Annotated in this window: 17 protein-coding genes; 7 read left to right on the forward strand and 10 right to left on the reverse strand. The window is 71.0% G+C overall.

The window, feature by feature from the left end:
• A partial coding sequence (locus ETD83_RS28860) for a glycerophosphodiester phosphodiesterase family protein (RefSeq protein ID WP_138648365.1) occupies positions 1-574 on the forward strand: 574 nt, incomplete at its 5' end.
• On the opposite strand, the gene ETD83_RS28865 is transcribed toward ETD83_RS28860, so the two are convergent.
• Complete coding sequence (locus tag ETD83_RS28865) at positions 575-1,660, reverse strand: magnesium and cobalt transport protein CorA (protein ID WP_138648366.1); 1,086 nt, start codon at positions 1,658-1,660, stop codon at positions 575-577. It abuts the gene before it with no gap.
• Positions 1,661-1,985: 325 nt separating this feature from the next.
• Between ETD83_RS28865 and purD the strand changes: the two genes are divergently transcribed.
• The 5 genes from purD (at position 1,986) to ETD83_RS28890 (ending at position 9,051) form a co-directional block, all read left to right on the forward strand.
• Positions 1,986-3,239 (forward strand): phosphoribosylamine--glycine ligase, encoded by a 1,254-nt coding sequence (purD, locus tag ETD83_RS28870; RefSeq protein WP_138648367.1) that lies wholly within the window; start codon positions 1,986-1,988, stop codon positions 3,237-3,239.
• A gap of 52 nt (positions 3,240-3,291) precedes the next feature.
• Positions 3,292-4,602, forward strand: coding sequence for an adenylosuccinate lyase (gene purB / locus ETD83_RS28875; protein WP_138648368.1), 1,311 nt, complete (start codon positions 3,292-3,294; stop codon positions 4,600-4,602).
• Between the two features lie 37 nt (positions 4,603-4,639).
• Entirely contained in the window at positions 4,640-5,440 is an 801-nt protein-coding gene (locus ETD83_RS28880) for an MOSC domain-containing protein (protein ID WP_138648369.1), read from the forward strand.
• 253 nt (positions 5,441-5,693) lie between these two features.
• Complete coding sequence (murA, locus tag ETD83_RS28885; RefSeq protein WP_138648379.1) at positions 5,694-6,980, forward strand: UDP-N-acetylglucosamine 1-carboxyvinyltransferase; 1,287 nt, start codon at positions 5,694-5,696, stop codon at positions 6,978-6,980.
• A gap of 739 nt (positions 6,981-7,719) precedes the next feature.
• Positions 7,720-9,051 carry a transcriptional regulator gene (locus ETD83_RS28890; RefSeq protein ID WP_138648370.1) on the forward strand — a complete coding sequence of 444 codons (1,332 nt, stop codon included), beginning with the start codon at positions 7,720-7,722 and terminating at the stop codon, positions 9,049-9,051.
• A 71-nt stretch (positions 9,052-9,122) separates the two neighbouring features.
• Here the strand turns inward: ETD83_RS28890 and hisC are convergent, their stop codons facing one another.
• The 7 genes from hisC to ETD83_RS28925 all read right to left on the reverse strand — a co-directional run bounded on the left by hisC (position 9,123) and on the right by ETD83_RS28925 (position 14,648).
• Entirely contained in the window at positions 9,123-10,202 is a 1,080-nt protein-coding gene (hisC, locus tag ETD83_RS28895; RefSeq protein ID WP_138648371.1) for a histidinol-phosphate transaminase, read from the reverse strand.
• 46 nt (positions 10,203-10,248) lie between these two features.
• Positions 10,249-10,542, reverse strand: coding sequence for a DUF6401 family natural product biosynthesis protein (locus tag ETD83_RS28900; RefSeq protein WP_138648372.1), 294 nt, complete (start codon positions 10,540-10,542; stop codon positions 10,249-10,251).
• A 90-nt stretch (positions 10,543-10,632) separates the two neighbouring features.
• Entirely contained in the window at positions 10,633-11,322 is a 690-nt protein-coding gene (locus ETD83_RS28905; RefSeq protein WP_138648373.1) for an NUDIX hydrolase, read from the reverse strand.
• 87 nt (positions 11,323-11,409) lie between these two features.
• On the reverse strand, positions 11,410-12,765 hold the full coding sequence (locus ETD83_RS28910) for an SPFH domain-containing protein (protein WP_138648374.1): 1,356 nt from the start codon (positions 12,763-12,765) through the stop codon (positions 11,410-11,412).
• Positions 12,766-12,915: 150 nt separating this feature from the next.
• A complete protein-coding gene (locus tag ETD83_RS28915) occupies positions 12,916-13,098 on the reverse strand; it encodes a hypothetical protein (protein ID WP_138648375.1) in 183 nt (60 codons plus the stop codon).
• A gap of 114 nt (positions 13,099-13,212) precedes the next feature.
• Positions 13,213-13,905 carry a hypothetical protein gene (locus tag ETD83_RS28920; protein WP_138648376.1) on the reverse strand — a complete coding sequence of 231 codons (693 nt, stop codon included), beginning with the start codon at positions 13,903-13,905 and terminating at the stop codon, positions 13,213-13,215.
• A gap of 71 nt (positions 13,906-13,976) precedes the next feature.
• The gene (locus ETD83_RS28925) at positions 13,977-14,648 is read right to left on the reverse strand and encodes a lysophospholipid acyltransferase family protein (protein WP_171064482.1); all 672 of its coding nucleotides are present in this window, start codon (positions 14,646-14,648) and stop codon (positions 13,977-13,979) included.
• 408 nt (positions 14,649-15,056) lie between these two features.
• Between ETD83_RS28925 and ETD83_RS28930 the strand changes: the two genes are divergently transcribed.
• The gene (locus ETD83_RS28930) at positions 15,057-15,413 is read left to right on the forward strand and encodes an STAS domain-containing protein (protein WP_138648377.1); all 357 of its coding nucleotides are present in this window, start codon (positions 15,057-15,059) and stop codon (positions 15,411-15,413) included.
• Positions 15,414-15,422: 9 nt separating this feature from the next.
• Here ETD83_RS28930 and ETD83_RS28935 read toward each other — a convergent pair whose 3' ends face one another.
• Both ETD83_RS28935 and ETD83_RS28940 read right to left on the reverse strand, forming a co-directional pair.
• Positions 15,423-16,259, reverse strand: a complete 837-nt coding sequence (locus tag ETD83_RS28935; protein WP_138648378.1) for a glutamate ABC transporter substrate-binding protein — start codon at positions 16,257-16,259, stop codon at positions 15,423-15,425.
• Between the two features lie 11 nt (positions 16,260-16,270).
• Positions 16,271-17,755, reverse strand: a 1,485-nt coding sequence (locus tag ETD83_RS28940; RefSeq protein WP_329602985.1) for a hypothetical protein, incomplete at its 5' end; no start/stop codon positions are given.

The following is a 17,755-nucleotide window of genomic DNA, read 5'->3' on the forward strand; positions in this document are numbered from 1 at the left end:
ACTCCGCACCGTGGACGCAGGCACCCGCCGCCACGACCGCTTCACGCAGACCCCCGTCCCCGGAGCCCGCATCCCCACCCTCACCGAGGCGTGCGACCTGCTGGCCCCAACGAACGTGACCCTCTCGGTAGAACTCAAAACCGACCCCACCTGGCCACTGACCGAGATAGATCTCCTGCTAACCGCCACGGTGGACGTCCTGAAATCCGCCGGCCTAACAGAGCGAACCCGCCTCCTAGCCTTCGACTGGCGCGTCCTCACCACGGCCCGAGACCACCACCCAGAATTCGGCCGAGTAGCCCTCTACGAACGCCAAACCCTCGCCGCCGAGACGAAATGGCTGGCGGGCCTCCCCCCAGACGACCCGGTCTCCGCCGCCGCGACGATCGGCGCCACGGCCGTCTCCCCAGAGCACGTCCTGACGACCCCCGCCCTGGTAGACCAGGCCCACGCCGCAGGACTCCCCGTCATCGTCTGGACGGTCAACGCCCCCGAAGACATGACCCGCTTCACCAAATACGGCGTAGACGCCATAGTGACCGACTACCCCGACCGCCTCCGGTCCCTGGGCTAACTACAACCAGCCGTTGCGGCGGAAGCCGCCGTAGAGGCTTAGACAGGCCGTCGCGATGACGCCGAGGATCATGGGGTAGCCGAAGCGCCATTGGGTCTCGGGCATGAAGTCGAAGTTCATCCCGTAGATCCCCGCGATGGCGGTGGGGACCATGAAGATGGCGCCCCAGGCGGAGATCTTCCGCATGTCCCGGTTGTCGGCGACGGTGACCTGGGTCATGTGCGCCTGCAGGATCGGGTTGAGGAGCTCGTCGTACGCCTCGACCTGCTCGCGGACGCGGGTGAGGTGGTCCTCGACGTCGCGCAGGTACTCCTTGATCTCGGCGGGGACGAAGCGGCGTCCCGTCAGGTGCCGCAGCGGGCCGGCGAGCGGGCCGACGGCGCGCTTGAGCTGGATGACCTCGCGCTTGAGGCGGTAGATGCGGCGGGACTCGTCGGTCCGTTCGGGGGAGAAGACGGCCTCTTCGACCTCGTCGATGTCCTCCATGACGGCTTCGGCGACGCCGACGTAGCCGTCCACGACGCGGTCGGCGACGGCGTGCAGGACGGCGGCGGGGCCGAGCGCGAGGCGGGCCGGGTCCTGCTCCAGGTCGCGGCGGACGGGGCCGAGGGCGCCGTGCTTGCCGTGCCGGACGGTGACGACGAAGTCCGGCCCGCAGAAGATCATGATTTCACCGGTCTCGACGACCTCGGCGCCGCCGGGGCCGCTGGAGACGTAGCCGACGGTCTTCATGACGACGAAGTGGACGTCGTCGTAGCGCTCAAGCTTGGGCCGCTGGTGGGCGTGGATGGCGTCCTCGACGGCGAGCGGGTGCAGGCCGAAGACCTCGGCGAGCTCGGTGAGTTCGGCGGCGGACGGCTCGTGCAGGCCGACCCAGACGAAACCGGCGCTGTCGCCGTCGGCGGTGAGGCGGCCGTCGCGGATGAGGCGGACGGCGTCGGCGATGGTGTCGGTGGAGGCGCGGTGCCCGTCGATGTAGGCGGCCCAGTCGATGACGGCGGAGCCGCGGTGCGGTGCCTGGACGCCGGTGGGGCGGCCGCGCGTCTTGAACAGTGCGCGGCCCGGCCGGACTCGTGTCATGGCCATGGGGGTGCTCCTAACCCGCCGGCCACGCGCGCGGTGGCGCGCTCGACCCAGGCCGGTCAGCGAAGGGAGCGCGCGGAAGCGGTGGCCGGACGCCGGATGAAGGCGGACGGTCGGACAGTCCTACCCGGACTGTGAGGGTTTTCCGGCGAACTGCAAGGATCACCAGGACTCATCCCGACCACCTCCTTTCACTCGTCTCACCGCATGCGGTAAAGCCTGTGGAAGCCTACCAGCCGACATTTAGGACGCCGCCCGCATCGATGAGGTTCACACGGCCCCGATGTGACGGCCGCCTCAGTGGCTGCTGCCAGTAAGCTCGCGTGGCGTGCGAGTACTCGTCCTTGGATCGGGTGGCCGCGAGCATGCGCTCGCCCGCGCCCTGCACCGCGACCATGCCGTCACCGCCCTCCACTGCGCCCCGGGCAATCCGGGCACGGCCGGGATCGCGGACAACCATCAGCTCGATCCCACCGATCCGACGGCGGTGACCGAGCTGGCGGAGCGGCTGCGGGTCGAGCTCGTGGTGGTCGGGCCGGAGGCGGTGCTGGTGGCGGGCGTCGGCGACGCTCTGCGCAGGGCCGGGATCCCGTGCTTCGGGCCGGATCGCGCGGCCGCGCGGATCGAGGCGTCCAAGGCGTTCGCGAAGGAGATCATGGCGGAGGCGGGCGTGCCGACCGCCGACTCGCGGGTGTGCGACACGACGACGCAGGTGGAGGAGGCGCTCGACGCGTTCGGCCCGCCCTACGTGGTGAAGGACGACGGGCTCGCGGCGGGCAAGGGCGTCGTCGTCACCGGGGACCGTGCGGTCGCGTCCCGGCACGCCGCCGGATGCGAGCGGGTGGTGATCGAGGAGTTCCTGGACGGTCCCGAGGTCTCCCTGTTCGCGCTGTGCGACGGTGAGAACGCCGTCCCGCTGCTGCCCGCACAGGACTTCAAGCGCGCCTACGACGGCGACGAGGGCCCCAACACGGGCGGGATGGGCGCGTACACGCCGCTCCCGTGGGCGCCGCCGGGGCTCGTGGACGAGGCCATGTCCAGGGTCGTCCAGCCCGCCGTGGACGAGCTGCGCCGCCGCCAGACCCCGTACGTGGGCGTCCTGTACGCGGGGCTGTCGCTGACGTCCAGGGGCGTGCAGGTGGTGGAGTTCAACGCGCGTTTCGGCGATCCCGAGACGCAGGTCGTCCTGGACAGGCTGGCGACCCCGATCGGCAAGCTCCTGCAGGCGTGCGCGCTCGGCGGTCTCGACCCGGCGTTCCGGCCCGAGTGGCATCCGGGCGCGGCGGTCACCGTGGTCGTGGCGGCCGAGGAGTACCCGTCCGCGCCGGTGAAGGGCGACGAGATCACCGGGCTGGACGAGGCGGCCGCGGTCGAGGGCGCGTACGTGCTGCACGCGGGCACGAAGATCGACGCGGACGGGCGGTTCGTCGCGTCGGGCGGGCGCGTCCTCAACGTCGTCGGCGCCGGCCCCGATCTGGGCGCGGCCCGCGGCGCCGCCTACGAGGCGGTCGCGAAGATCGGCCTGCGCGGCTCTCACCACCGCTCGGACATCGCGCTCAAGGCGGCCCGCACCAGCGCTTGAGACCCCGAGCCCCGGGCGCACGGCGTGGCCGTCGACCTGGGACAATCGTCGGGTGATCGAACGGTACACGCTTCCGGAAATGGGACGCGTCTGGAGCGACGCGCACAAGTACGAGCTGTGGTGCCAGGTCGAGACCCTGGTGGTCGAGGCCCACGCCGAGGCCGGCACGGTCCCGCCGGAGGTGGTCGAGCCGGTCCGGAACGCGGCGCCGCCGACGCCCGAGGCGGTGCACGCGATCGAGGCGGTCACGCAGCACGACGTGATCGCGTTCCTGTCGGCGTGGGCGGACAACACCGAGCCCCGCGAGGCGGCCCGGTACGTCCACTTCGGGATGACGTCGTCGGACCTGCTCGACACGGCGCTGGCGCTGCAGCTCGTCGAGGCCACCGACATCCTGCTCGCCAAGGCGGACGCGCTCGTCGCGACCCTGCGCGACCACGCGCTGGCGCACCGGGCGACGCTGCGGGTCGGGCGGACGCACGGCATCCACGGCGAGCCCGACGTGTGGGGCCACCGGGTCGCCGACTTCGCGTTCGCCATGGCCAGGTCGCGGGACCGGCTGCGGCGGGCCCGCGAGGCCGTCGGCGTGATGGCGATCTCCGGCGCGGTCGGGACGTACTCCAACATCGACCCGGCCGTGGAGCTGCACGTCGCGCGCAAGCTCGGCCTCCGGCCCGCGGACGTGTCGACGCAGGTCGTGATGCGGGACGGCATCAGCGAGTGGGTGTCGACGCTGGCGATCATGGCGACGGTGTGCGAGGCGGTCGCGCTGGAGGTCAGGCACGGGCAGCGGACAGAGGTCCGCGAGCTGTGGGAGCCGTTCGGGAAGGGCCAGAAGGGCTCGTCGGCGATGCCGCACAAGAAGAACCCGATCATCTCGGAGCGGCTGGCCGGGATGGCGCGGATCGTGCGCGGGCAGATCGTCCCTGTCCTGGAGGGCATTCCGCTGTGGCACGAGCGGGACATCTCGCACTCGTCCACCGAGCGGATCGCGCTGCCGGACGCGTCCATCGCCCTCGACTACATGCTGAACCTGACGAACCGCCTCATGTCCGGACTTGTCGTGGACGAGGCGCGGATGCTGGCCAACCTCGAATCGACCGGCGGCCTCATCTACACCTCGACCGTGCTGCTGGAGCTGGTCGAGGCCGGGATGTCGCGCGACGACGAGGCGTACCCGCTCGTCCAGAAGGCCGCGATGGAGACGTGGGAGAGCGGGGTCCCGTTCCGCGAGACGTTGCGCAGGCACGCCGCCGAGGCGGGCCTGAAGCTGGACGAGGCGCGCCTGGACGGCGTCTGCCGCCCCGAGCGCTTCGTCGAGCGCCTCAACCCCGTCTTCGACCGCCTGGCCGCTCTCCAGTAACCACCGCTCGCCTGGAGCCGACCCACCGGGAGGGACCTTGACGGCGACGCTCGTCGAACTGAACGCCTACCCCCTCAAGGGCGGCGGCGGAACCGCTCTGCGCGCCGCGGAACTGACCGCGAGGGGCCTGCCGTTCGATCGCGAGTTCATGCTCGTCACGCCTGAGGGTCGATTCCTGTCCCAGCGGGATCTCGCGGGTACGGCGTTGCTGCGTCCGTCCTATGACGGCGAGATCCTCACCGTGAACGCGCCGGGCGCCGCGTCGACACTCGTCCACAAAGCGCTGGAGGACGGCGAAATCCTGGACGTGACCGTCCATCGGAAGGAATGCCAGGGGGTCGACCAGGGCGAGGAGGCGGCGGAATGGTTCGCGTCCGTCCTCGGCCATGACTGCCGGCTGGTGCGCTTCACCGGGCACCGGCCCACGCGCCATGGCGGCGGCGAGGTGATGTTCGCCGACGGCTATCCGCTGCTGCTCATTTCCGCCGAGTCCCTGGCCGACCTCAACGCCCGCCTGGACGAGCCGCTCCCCATGAACCGTTTCCGTCCGAGCCTCGTCGTCGAGGGGCTCGGCGCTTACGGCGAGGACGACGCGCGCCTGCTGCGCATCGGCGAGACCCTCATCGAGGTCGTCCGGCCGTGCAGCCGCTGCGTCGTCACCACCACCGACCAGGACACCGGCGAGCGCGGCCGCGAGCCGCTGCGGACGCTCGCCTCCTACCGCACCCGCGACCGCGGTATCCAGTTCGGCCAGAACTGCGTGCCCCGCCGTCTCGGGACCCTCACTCTCGGCGACCCGGTCGAGGTCCTGGAAGCCGCGGCCGGCCCGCCCGCCTGATCGCGGTGTCGCCCAGCCCGCCTGATCACGGCTTTTACCTCGCCGCGAACGGGGAAGGCTGAACTTTCTCCGCCCCGCGGGCATCCCAACGGACAGACTGATGCCCGCGTGGCGCGGGCCGGGCCCGACACACCCGGCCCGATGGTTTACTGGGGTCGCGTTGGCGCAGAGGGGGGACCGTTCGGCGCGCTCGGCCCTCGTGCTCCCACTTGCAGGAACTATCCGCACCGAGAAGGAGTAAGGCGGCATGAGCATGGGCCACGAGGTTCGTTATCGCGTGCGCGGCGGCCGGCGGCTGCACGGCACCGTATTCGTCCAAGGCGCCAAGAACGCCGTCCTGCCGATGATCGGCGCCTCGCTGATGGCCTGCAAGGGCCGGACCGTCCTGCGCAACGTCCCGATCATCGAGGACGTCCGGCGCGCCGTGGAGCTCGCGCGGGCCGTGGGAGCCAAGGCCGAGCTGCACGAGACCGAGCGCACCCTGGTGATCGACGCGTCCTCGCTGAGCAGCCCGGTGCTGCCCGCCGACATCGCGTCCCGGTTCCGCGGCTCGTTCCTCTTCGTCCCCGCGCTGCTGCACCGGCTCGGCGAGGCGGTCATCGAGGGCGTCGGCGGCTGCAACCTCGGCAGCCGCAACCTCGACTTCCACTACAACGGCTTCAAGCGGATGGGCGCCACGGTCACCGAGCACGTGGCCGACAACGGCGACGGCATCATCCACATCAAGGCCGGCGACCTGCGCGGCGGGACGCTCTACTGCGACACCCCCTCGCACACCGGCACCGAGAACCTGATCATGGCGGCGGCGCTCGCCCGCGGCACCACGCTGATCAAGAACGCGGCGCTGGAGCCCGAGGTCCTGGACAACATCACGATCCTGCAGGCGATGGGCGCCCGGATCAGCGGGGGCGGCACCGGGTTCGTCACCGTCGAGGGCGTGGACGAGCTGACCGCCGTCGAGCACACCGTCATGCCCGACCGGATCGACGCGGGCGTGTTCGTGATGGCCGCCGCGATCACCGGCGGCGACCTGAACCTCGTCGGCGCCTCGCTGGAGCACCTCGGCGTCGCGGCCGACAAGCTGGAGCAGATGGGCCTGGAGTTCCACCAGCAGGGCGCGGTGCTGCAGGTCCGCCGCGACCGGACACTGCGCCCGATCAACGTCATCACCGACGAGTACCCGGGCTTCGCCACCGACCTGCAGTCGCCGATCATGGCGCTGTCCTGCCTCGCCGAGGGGCCGTCCTACATCTACGAGCGGATCTTCGACGGCCGGTTCAAGCTGGCCGACGAGCTGACCAAGATGGGCGCCGACATCGAGGTGGACGGCAACCGGGCCAAGGTGAACGGCCCGCGCGGCCTGCGCGGCGCCGAGGTCGAGGCGCACGACCTGCGCTGCGGCAGCGCCCTCATCCTCGCGGGCCTCGCGGCCGAGGGCGAGACGACGATCACCTCGGGCTACTACCTGGACCGCGGCCACGCCCACACCGCCGAGCGCCTCTCCCAGCTCGGCGCCGAGATCGTCCGCGAGGCCGACTAGCCCGCGGCGGCCGCGCCCCCAGCGACCCGGCAGCCGCGTCCCGAGGCGGTTCTCGGCGGGGACGGGGAATCGGCCGAATGTGGCCCCGTCCTGACCAACTCGGGAGTAGCACCTGACGGACCGTGTAACGGCGGGCCGGGAAATCTCCAACTATGGGTGATCATTCGATCACCCATAGTTTCGAGAAGGCGCCCAGGCCCGCCTATCCGCGTCTCGCTGAACTGGGAAGAGACCACTGGAACGGTCCCGTTCGGACGGACCGTAACGCGATAGAAAATCACCGGCCCCGCCGGGCGGCCAGTCTGTAACGGATCACTCGTCTTTCCGGCCCGATCGGCATCGGGACGAACGGGTTTCGGCCTTGCGTAAACCAAACCGGCACCGTGCGGGTCTTCTCAGTGCGCAACAGCGCCAGAACGGCCGTCCACGGATGATTTCGGGTCTTGTTTTTCAACTTCGGACGACCGAAGATGCAGGATCATGGCTGGCCGAATGGTGACAAATTACTGACTAGGGGGTCGCGTAGGTTACTTTTTCGCAGCACTCTTGATTCGATTTCGGGTCTGAGCGTCACACAACGGCGTCCTGACCCGATCTGCCCACGAGGCAGTGAAGAGCGGTGCTGGGTCAGAAGGCAGGGGCTACATGCCATGAGTCAACGGTTGGGCGGAGCGTGCGCGAACGCGTGGTCGGGGCCGGACCCCCGCCGAGAGGATGGACCGGAAGCGAGCGATCATCGATGACGGCCGCACGAACGGGGTCGGTCACCCCCGACCTCACGATCGGCGTCGTGGGCCCCCATGACCTGGTCGAAAGGGTCATGCTGATGGGCCACGGCCCCACGCCGGTACCAAGCCGGCTGGTGGCCGCCGCCTACCGAGACGAGCAGGAGGCCGCCGACAAGGTCGTGCGGCTGGGATCGGGCGTGGACGTGTGCCTGTTCGCAAGTCCCGTCCCCTACGACTTCGCTCGCAAAGCGGGCGTCCTCACCATGCCCGCCACCTACGTCCCGCTGAACGGTGCCGCGCTGCAGGGCGCGTTACTGCGGGCCTCACTCGACGACCGCTTCGACCCGTCCAGGGTGAGCATCGACGTGCTCGGCCGTGCCGAGGTCGAGGAGGCGTACTCCGAGATCAGCCTGGGCACCGAGCAGGTCCATCTGCGCGAGGAGGCCGCCGGGCCGGGCACGCTCGCCGCGTTCCACGAGCGGCTGTGGCGGCGCGGCGCGACGACCGTCGCGATGACGTGCGTGCACGCCACCGCGGAACGGATGGAGATGGCCGGCGTGCCGACCATCCGGGTCCGGCCCACCGGGGCTGCCATCCGCAGCTCCCTGCAGACCGCCGCGCTGCTCGGCGCGCACCACCGCCTGGAGGAGTCCCAGCTCGTCGTCGTGCTGGTGGACGTCCCCACCCTCCGCGAGACGCCCCGCCGCGTCACCCCCCGCTACTGGCGGGACGAGCTGAAACTCGCCCTCCACCGCGTCCTCCTGCAGGAGGCGCACCGGATGAACGCGTCCGTCTGGCCGCTGGACGACCACAGCTACCTCGTCATCGCGACCCGAGGCTCGGTCACCACGTCCACCGAGGGGTTCCGGACGCCCCCGTTCGTCGAGCGCGTCCGCGAGGAGCTCGGCCTCGCCATCGAGGTCGGCATCGGCATGGGCCGCACCGCGCACGAGGCGGAGAACCACGCCCGCGCCGCCCTCGCCCGCTCCCAGAGCTCCCAGCGCGCCCAGGGCTTCGCCCTGGACCGCGACGGCCGGGCCCTCGTCCCCGCGCCGCGCACCCCGCCGCGCACGCAGCCGCAGGCCAAACCCAAGGGCCTGGAGATCCTCGCGCGGCTCGCCGACAAGCTCGGCGACCAGGAGCAGCCGCTGATCGTCGACGCGGAGAACGCCGGCAAGATGCTCGGCGTCACCCCGCGCACCGCGCGGCGCCTCCTGCGCACCCTCGTCGAGGAGGGCCTCGCCTGGCCCCTGCCCCCGAACCGGACGCCGCAGCCCGGCCGTCCGCGCCAGCTCTACCGCCTGATCGTCGAGAAGCTCGGCCCCACGGCCAAGACAAGCTGACGAGGGCGACGCGGCATGCCCCCGGACGCGACCCGCGTCCGGGGGCATGCTCCCCGCTCGATCGCGGGCGTTCAGTCGCGGTGCGGGAAGGTCTTCGCGACCGCGAGGAAGGCGTCGTTCTCCTCCGGGGAGCCGATCGAGACGCGGGCGCCCTCGCCGGGGAACGGGCGGACGCTGACCCCCTGCGCGTCGCAGGCTTCGGAGAACTCCATCGTCCGGGCGCCGAGGCGCAGCCAGACGAAGTTGGCCTCGGTCGGGGGGACCGTCCAGCCGTCGGCGATCAGGGCGTCCCGGACGCGGTCGCGCTCCTTCACCGTCCCCTCGACGCGCTCCAGCAGCTCGTCCCTGGCCGCCAGGGACGCGATGCCCGCCGCCTGCGCGACCGAGTTCACGCTGAACGGCAGGAACGTCTTGCGGATCGCCCCGGCCACCAGCGGGTGCGCGGCGAGGAACCCGATCCGGAGCCCGGCGAGGCCGTACGCCTTGGAGAACGTCCGCAGGATGGCCAGGTTCGGGCGGTCGCCGTAGAGGGTGAGGCCGTCCGGGACGGCGTCGTCGCGGATGTACTCGCGGTACGCCTCGTCCAGCACCACCAGGCAGTCGGACGGGACGCGGTCGAGGAACGCCTCGATCTCCGCCCGCCGGACGACCGTGCCCGTCGGGTTGTTCGGGTTGCAGAGGAAGATCAGCCGCGTCCGGTCGGTGATCGCGGCGGCCATCGCGGACAGGTCGTGCGTCTCGTCCCGCAGCGGCACCTGCACGGCCGTCGCGCCCGACAGCGACACCAGCAGCGGGTACGCCTCGAACGACCGCCACGCGTACACCACCTCGGCGCCCGGCTCCGCGACCGCCTCCAGCAGCATCTGCGTCATGCCCACCGAGCCGCACCCGACCGCCACATGGTCGGCGGGGACGCCGCAGAACGCCGCGATCGCCTCGGTCAGCGCGGTCGCGTTGTTGTCCGGGTACCGGTTGACGTTCCGCGCCGCCTCGCCGATCGCGTCCACGACCGACGGGAGGGGGCCGTGCGGCGACTCGTTCGACGACAGCTTGAACGAGCGTCCCTCGGGCGACACCACGACCTTGCCGGGCTTGTAAGCCACGAACCGGTCGAGGACGGAGCGGAAGCGCGGAGTGGTTGCCTCGGACACCGTTGTCCTCCAGTTTTCGCAGTGCACAGGGGTGATGATCCCCAGCCTACGCAGCGTCCCGCATCATCCAGCAAACCGCCACGATCCGGACGAACTCCCAGTCCCGGGTGTTATCCGGCCACCAGCCGCGGTTGAACGCGTCTTCGGCGAAATCATGCAGGTAGCCCATCAGCTCGTGCTCGCCGGGCGGCTCGCCGGGCGCGCCGAGTTCCTCCCGCAGGCCCGCCACGTGCTGGTCGACGGCCGCCGCCAGGCCCGGCGACCCGGCCATCTCCGCGACACCGGCGTCCCCGATGTCCCGGACGAGCAGGCTGAGCATTTCGGACGACTCACCGTTCATAGCCAGCGAAAATAGCAACCGTCCGGTCATGCCCGGGACATCCCCCCAGCTCACGGGCGTAGATCAGCATTCCTGGCACAGAGGCCGAGATCACGAGGCCAGATCGCGTCCACGGGGGCGGAGCATCGGCGGGCGCAGCTGCTCGGCGTCCCCGCGCCGGTACAGCCGCGCCGGACGGCCGCCGTCCCGGGTCGTCGTGCGCTCGGTCGGGATGAGGAACCGGTCGGCCCCCGTGACCTTCCGGTGGAAGTTCCGCGGGTCGAGGCTCGTCCCCCACACGATCTCGTAGACCCGGCGCAACTCCGCGACAGTAAATTCCGGTGGGCAGAAAGCGGCGGCCAGCGACGTGTACTCCAGCTTCGCCCGCGCCCGCTCCATGCCGTCGCACAGGATCCGCCGGTGGTCGAACGCCGCCCTGTCCTGGTGGACGAGATCGTCCACGGCCGTCCACAGCACCTGCGCGCGGCTGGACGCGGGCAGATCGGGCGCCAGCCCGAGATACGCGACGCTCACGACCCGCTGCCGAGGGTCACGATCCGGATACCCGTACGTGGCGAGCTGCTCCAGGTGGATCCGGACGTCCGCCAGCCCCGCCCGCTCCGCCATCAGCCGCGACGCCGCCGCCGGGAGATCCTCGTCGAGCTGGATGAACCCGCCCGGCAGCGACCACGCCCCGAGGTAGGGGTCCCGGTCGCGCCGCCACCGCAGCGCGCACAGCCGCTGCTCCCGCACGGTGAGCACAACAAGATCGACGGAGACGGCGAGCCGCGGGACGGACATGCGGGGAAGTCTATTGGGGGGACGGCCACCGCCCCGTAGACATGGGAAGGCCCGGCTCAGGGCCGGGCCTGTCACGCGACAGCGGGGTCAGTCGTCTGCCTTGGGCTCCTTGGGGGCCTCCACCGGCACCGACGCGGGGACGGCCGGGGTGTGGCCGTTCTGGGGGTTGCCGTCCGGGACGTTGAGGTTGCCGAGGAGCTGGCGGGCCACGCCGAGGCCGGTGCCGCCGAGCGTGAGCGCCTTGGCGAGCATCTCCTCGATGCCCTGGGCGCCGTTCAGCACGACCATGTTGTCGACGTTGCCGAACACCCCCGCGCCCGCCTCGACGATCTGCGGCCACTGCTCGGCGAGCTGCTGCGCGATGACGGCGTCGGTGTTCTTGGCCAGCGCCTCCGCGCGGGCCTTGATCGCCTCGGCCTCGGCGAGGCCCTTCTGCCGGGTCGCGTGGGCCTCGGCGTCACCGAGCAGGCGGGTCGCCTCCGCCTGGCGCTGCGCCCGGAGCTGGATCTCCGTCGCCGCGGCCTGGGCCTGCGCGATGCGCTCCTCGCGCTCGGCCTCGGCCAGCTTGACCTGCTCGTACGCGCGGGCGTCGGCGGGCTTGCGGATCTCGCTCTCCAGCCGCTTCTCCGTCCGCTCCGCCTCCAGCTCGGCGTTGCGGGTCTCCTTGAGGATGACCTCCTGGCGGGCCTGCTGCGCGGCCTGCTGCACCTGGCCGTCGTACTCGGCCTTCTTCATCTCGGTGTCGCGGATGACCGCCGCGTTCTCCCGCTCGGTCTCCTGCTCCCGGACGGTCGCCTCCTGGTTGCGCTCGGCCTCCGCGATCCGGGCGGCGGCGGCGACCCGGGCCGCGTGCGGGCGGCCGAGGTTGCGGATGTAGCCGGTCTCGTCGTCGATCTCCTGTATCTGCAGCGAGTCCACGATCAGGCCGAGCTTGCTCATCTCGTCGGCGGCCGACCCGCGGGTCTCGGACGTGAGCCGCTCCCGGTTGAGGATGAGGTCCTCGACGGTGAGGTTGCCGATGATCGAGCGGAGGTGGCCGGTGAACAGCTCGTGGATGGCGCCGTCCATCGACTTCTGCTGCTCCAGGAAGCGGCGCGCGGCGTTGGCGATCGAGACGAAGTCGTCCCCGACCTTGTAGATGACCACGCCGCGGACCTTGACCGGGATGCCCTGCTGCGTCACGCAGTTCACTTCGAGGTTGGAGGCGCGGCTGTCCAGCCGCAGCCGCCGGGACGTCTGGAACCCGGGCATGACGGCGGTCCCCTTGCCCGTCACGATCTTGAACCCGAGGCTGTCCACGCCGTCGATCGGCTTGGACCTGGCGCCGAGCCCGGAAATGATCAGCGCCTCGTTCGGCTCCGCGACCCGCCAGACCAGCTTGAACAAGATGATCAGGACGATGAGTGCGACGACGGCTGCGACCGCTATGACGACGACGGGCATTCGGCCTCCTCTTCGGTTGTGGGCGGCCGGCCCCCGAGGTCAGGCACGTCCGCGTTTCCCAATAGACGCAACGGGCGACCGCCTGGTTCGCCCCTGGATGCGCTCTATTCTGGGGGAACGTCCCAGAGACCCCTCCTGGTGACGGGGCCCCTACAACCCCAGCGCGGGCGCCACGTAGACCGTGCGCGGCGGGTGGTACTCGACCACCACGACGATCGTCCCGACAACGATCTCGTCACGCGGATCGACGGGATGCGCGTAGAACGCCTCGACCCCGCCGCGGACCGGGATCATCACCTCCCCGACCGTCCCGGGAGCGACCCTGCCGGTCACCCGCCCCTCCTTACCGATCAACGGCACTCCCTGGTCCGACCGCCCGGAGCCACTCCCCGCGCAACGTAAAACGAACCTATCCGGAACCCCCGCCACGTGCACCGCGAGGACGGGCTAGGGCAGGATCCTGCCGGCTTGGAGGCGGGAGGCCCGGGCCAGGCGCTCGGCTTCGGTGTGGGTGGCGGTGGGGCCGTGGAGGGTGATGGTGGCCAGGTAGTGGCGGCCGCGGAAGACGACGTACCAGGTGCGGGTGCGGGCGTTGCCGCTGACGGTGGCGACGCCGACGGTGCGGGAGCCCTCGCCGATCTCGCCCTTCGGGGTCTCGACGACGCGGTGTTCGGCGCGGTGGGAGCCGACCTTGGTGCGGAACCTCAGGCAGTCGGCGGGGACGCGGGCGTTGACCTGCTTCTCGGCGTCGGCGGCGGGCAGGCCCATGAGCGTCTCGGTGACGGTCATGCCCTTCTTGGCGAACGTGACGAGCGCCGCGGGGACGTCGGCGGCGACATCGGCGCCGGGACGGCCCGGCCCGCACTGGGGCTTGTCGAGGACGGTGTCCCGCTGGAGCCTGGCGGCGTTCTGGACGGCCTTGAGCGTCCCGTACTCGCCGGAGTCCGGCTCGCCGGCGCGGCGGTAGCCGGGGACGCGGACGAGGAGCGCCTGGGCGAGCTGGTCGGCGGTGTAGCCGACGCCCGCGATCTCGGCGGGGGCGGTGCCGTGCACGGGACGGGCGCGTTCACCGCCGCCGCCGCACGCGGTGACCGCGGCGGCCGTCGACAGCAGAGCGATCGGGAGGAGCCTGTGCGCCATGGCGGCGACCCTAAGCGCACAAGGGGCGAGTCGCCGCGGACGACACGCCTTCGGGACGAATCGCCCCCGAGTCAGCCTTGCTCGGCGCGGTCGTTGTACTCGGCGGCGTACTCCTGGCCGGACATCTTCTGGATCGTCTCGACGATCTCGTCGGTGATGGCGCGGCGGGCCTTGGAGGGCGGCAGGTCGCGGTAGTGGGAGAAGTCCATCGGGGGGCCGATGCGGACGGTGGGCCGGGGGCCGAACACGCGCGGCAGGTTCGCGCCGATCGGCTGGATCTTCTCGGTGCCCTCCAGCGCGACGGGCAGGACGCGGGCGTTCGACTCCAGGACGAGCCAGCCGATGCCGGTGCGGCCGCGGTAGAGCCGTCCGTCCGGGGAGCGGGTGCCCTCGGGGTAGATCGCGAACGCGCCGGCGTTCTCCAGGACCTCGGCGGCCTGCTCAAGGGCGCCCATGGCGGCGCGCCTGGCGCCGCGCCGGACGGGCACGTGCCCGAGGTTGGTGAGGAACCAGCGGACGAAGCCCTTCCTGAACCCGCCGCCCTCGAAGTAGGCGGCCTTGGCGATGTAGGTGACCGGGCGCGGGACGGCGAGGGGGATGATGAAGCTGTCGATGAACGACAGGTGGTTGCTCGCCACGATCAGCGGCCCGTAGCTCGGCACGTTCTCGCCGCCGACGACGCGGGGGCGGAATAGCAGCCACAGGATCGGACGCACCACGCGCGTCATGAACGTGTAGAACACCCGGCCCTCCCGAATTCGCCCACCGCCACTGTAACGTCTGTGCCGATCCGGCTCCGGGTCAGCGCCCGCCTTTCAACGCGCGGGGCCGGTCAGGAATTGGCCAACCGCAGGTCAAGCATGTCGGACCGGGGCTTATCCGCCATTCCTTACTATGTAGTAAGTTTCGCTTGAGTAAGTTATTGTGACGTTTCCTGGTTGTCCCGGGACGCGGCGGGACGCGCCGGATGGTCCCGTCGGGTAGTGTCTGGAGAGGGTACCGGGGGTGCCGTCGGTCGTGTTACGGTCCGTGGCGCCACCGGGCGACCTGGTCCTTTTCCCGGGAAGAGCTTGGAATGCGGGCACGGGTGCGCAATCCTGAGGAGTCACCTGAGATGGCCGGGTACCACCGGAGTGGGGCGTGAGGTGACCATGGACTTCGACATCAACCTGATGCGCGACGAACGCTGCACTCTCGTACGCGTGCACGGAGACATCGACGTGGTGTCCCGCACGCGCTTCGAGGAGGCGCTGTTCGAGGTCGTGGACTCCGGTGAGCCCATGGTCGTCGACATGCGCGAGGTCACGTTCTGCGACTCGACGGGCCTGAACGCGATCGTCGCCGCCAACCGCCGCGCCACCGAGCACGGCACCGTCGTCGCGCTGGTCGCGCTGCCGCCGCGGGTCCAGCGGGTCTTCCACATCACCGGGATCGACAAGTTCATCCCGATCTACGACACGCTCCGCGAGGCGTTGAGCGCGCTCCCGTCGTCCACCACCCGTTCCTGACCCGCCGTCTCAGCTGCAGCCCTCGAACTGGGGGACGCTGGTGTTCAGCATGAGGCCCGACCTGCCGAACCACTTGTTCAGCAGGCGCCGGGCCGTGCCGTCCTGGTACATGCGGGTGATGGCGCGGTTGACCTCCTCGCAGCCCTTCAGGTCGCCCTTCCTGAGGCCGACGCCGTACTTCTCGTCCGTGAACGGCGCGTTGATCATCCGTCCGGGGCGGCCGGCGGCGAATCCGGCGAGGATCAGGTCGTCGGTCGACACGGCGTCGAGGCGTCCGGCGGCGAGCGCGTCCATGCAGGCCCCGTAGGTGTTCACGGTGACCGGCTGCGCCGCGACCTTGCGCTCCTCGATGACGCGGCGCCACGAGTTGGAGCCGGTCACCTCGCAGATCCGCTTGCCCTTCAGATCGCGCACGTCGTTGATGGCGGCGGCGTCGGCGCGGACGAAGGTGTCCTGGTGGGCGACGTAGTACGGGCCCCCGAACGTGACCGCCATCTTGCGCTTCGCGGTGATCGAGTACGTCGCGACGATCATGTCGACGGTGCCGTCGGCGAGCGCCTTCTCGCGGACGGACGAGTTCGTCGTCCTGAAGGTGACGCGGCTCTTCGGGACGCCCAGCTCGCCCGCGATGTAGGTGGCGACGTCGACGTCGAAGCCCTCGTACGTCCCGTCCGGGCGTTTGACGCCTAGGGCCGGCTGGTCCTCCTTCACGCCGATGACGAGGGACTCCTTGTGGGAAATGCTCTCCTTCTCCGAGCCGCCGAGGCCGCAGCCCGGCAGCCCGGCGAGGGCGGCCAGGGCCGCGGCGGCGGCCGCGGCCCGAAGGGCCCGGGGGGTGGCGCGCATGTTCGTCTCCTTCAGCGGAACTCGGCCAGCCGGGGACGGACCCCCGCGAAGATCAGCAGGGCGATGGCGGCGGCGCCGCCGGCCGGGATCGCCTTCCAGCCGCGCAGGCCGCCGTCCGCGTCCTCGATCTCCTTGTCGAAGACGTCCTGGTGGACGGCCGTCAGCTCGCTCAGCGCCTTGTCGTAGGCGCCGAAGTCGCGGATCGCGCCGGAGGTGCGCCCCATCCGCATCTCGATGGCGCCCGCCCGGTTCCCCGACGACGCGAGCCGCCGCATCTGCGCGTCGTTGCGCTGGACGGTCCGGTACCCGTCGAGCGTCCGCCGCAGCGCGTCCGCCTCGCGGCCCTTCTCCATGCGGCGCGCCTCGTCCCCGAAGAAGCCGAGGAACGGGACGTCCTTCTGGCCGGGCTTGTACGGGCCGAGCTTCTGCTCAAGGCCCGCGTAGTAGTTCTCCAGGTTCACGGGCTTGTCGCCGATGTCCGGGTAGATGACCGACAGGGCCTTGTCGAGGTAGGTCTGCTCGTAGGTGTCGGCGCGTCCTGGGTCGAGGAGGTAGCGGCTCTCGTCGGCGAACGCGCTGTGGCTGATCGCGCGGGCCCTGGACAGCTGCAGGATCGAGTCGAAGCCGTCCTCCTTGGCCTTCTTGATGTGCCCGGCCTGGGCCGTCAGGAGGGCCGCGCCGACGCCGGTGAGCGCGAGCGCGGCGAGCGTCGCGAGCACCAGCGCCGGGTTGAGGACGCGGCGGAACGTCCGCGCCAGGTAGAGCTGCGTCGCGACCAGGAAAAGCAGGACGATCAGGCCCGTGACGGCGACCCAGGTGCGGCCCGCGAGCACCGCCGAGCGTTTCGTCTCGTACGACTGCCGGACGTGCGCGCCCGTGTCGAGGGTGATGTTGTACGCCTTGGGCAGGAGCTGCGTCCTCATCAGGTCGGTCGCCTGGCGGTAGGCGTCGATGACGTCCGGCGGCAGCTGGCCCGGGGCGTGGGCGGCCTGCTCGTCCAGCTTCATGGCCTGACCGACGAGCCGCTCGTACTTGCCGAGGCCGTCGAGGACCTCCTGGACGGTCCGCCGTAGGGCGGGGTCGCGTCCGGCGAGCTGCGCGGCCATCACGGCGGCGGCGTCGGCCTCCGCGCGGCGGCGCTCGTAGACGCGCAGCGACTCGTCGTACCCGATGCCGAGGCCGTGCTCGCGGCCGATCAGCAGGATGTTGGAGATCTGCGCGTCCATGTCGCTGAGCGCGAAGTACAGCGTGCCGGTCGCGACGACCTGCGGGCCCGCGTCGTGCCCGATCGTCTGGACGGAGTCGCGCGCGTTCCCGATCGCGACGTTCATGACGACGAGCAGCGCGAGGATGGCGGCCAGGCACAGGGCGACGTGCGTGCCGATGCGGCCGGGGATCGTCCTGAGCCACCGTCCGCGGACGAACGTCGCCAGCCTGCCCTTGCGCGCCGGTGGGCCCGAGTCGGCCGGCAGCGGCGGCACTGGGGACGCCTGGGG

It is taken from the genome of Actinomadura soli (genome assembly GCF_005889715.1).
GTDB classification, from domain to species: Bacteria; Actinomycetota; Actinomycetes; order Streptosporangiales; family Streptosporangiaceae; genus Spirillospora; species Spirillospora soli.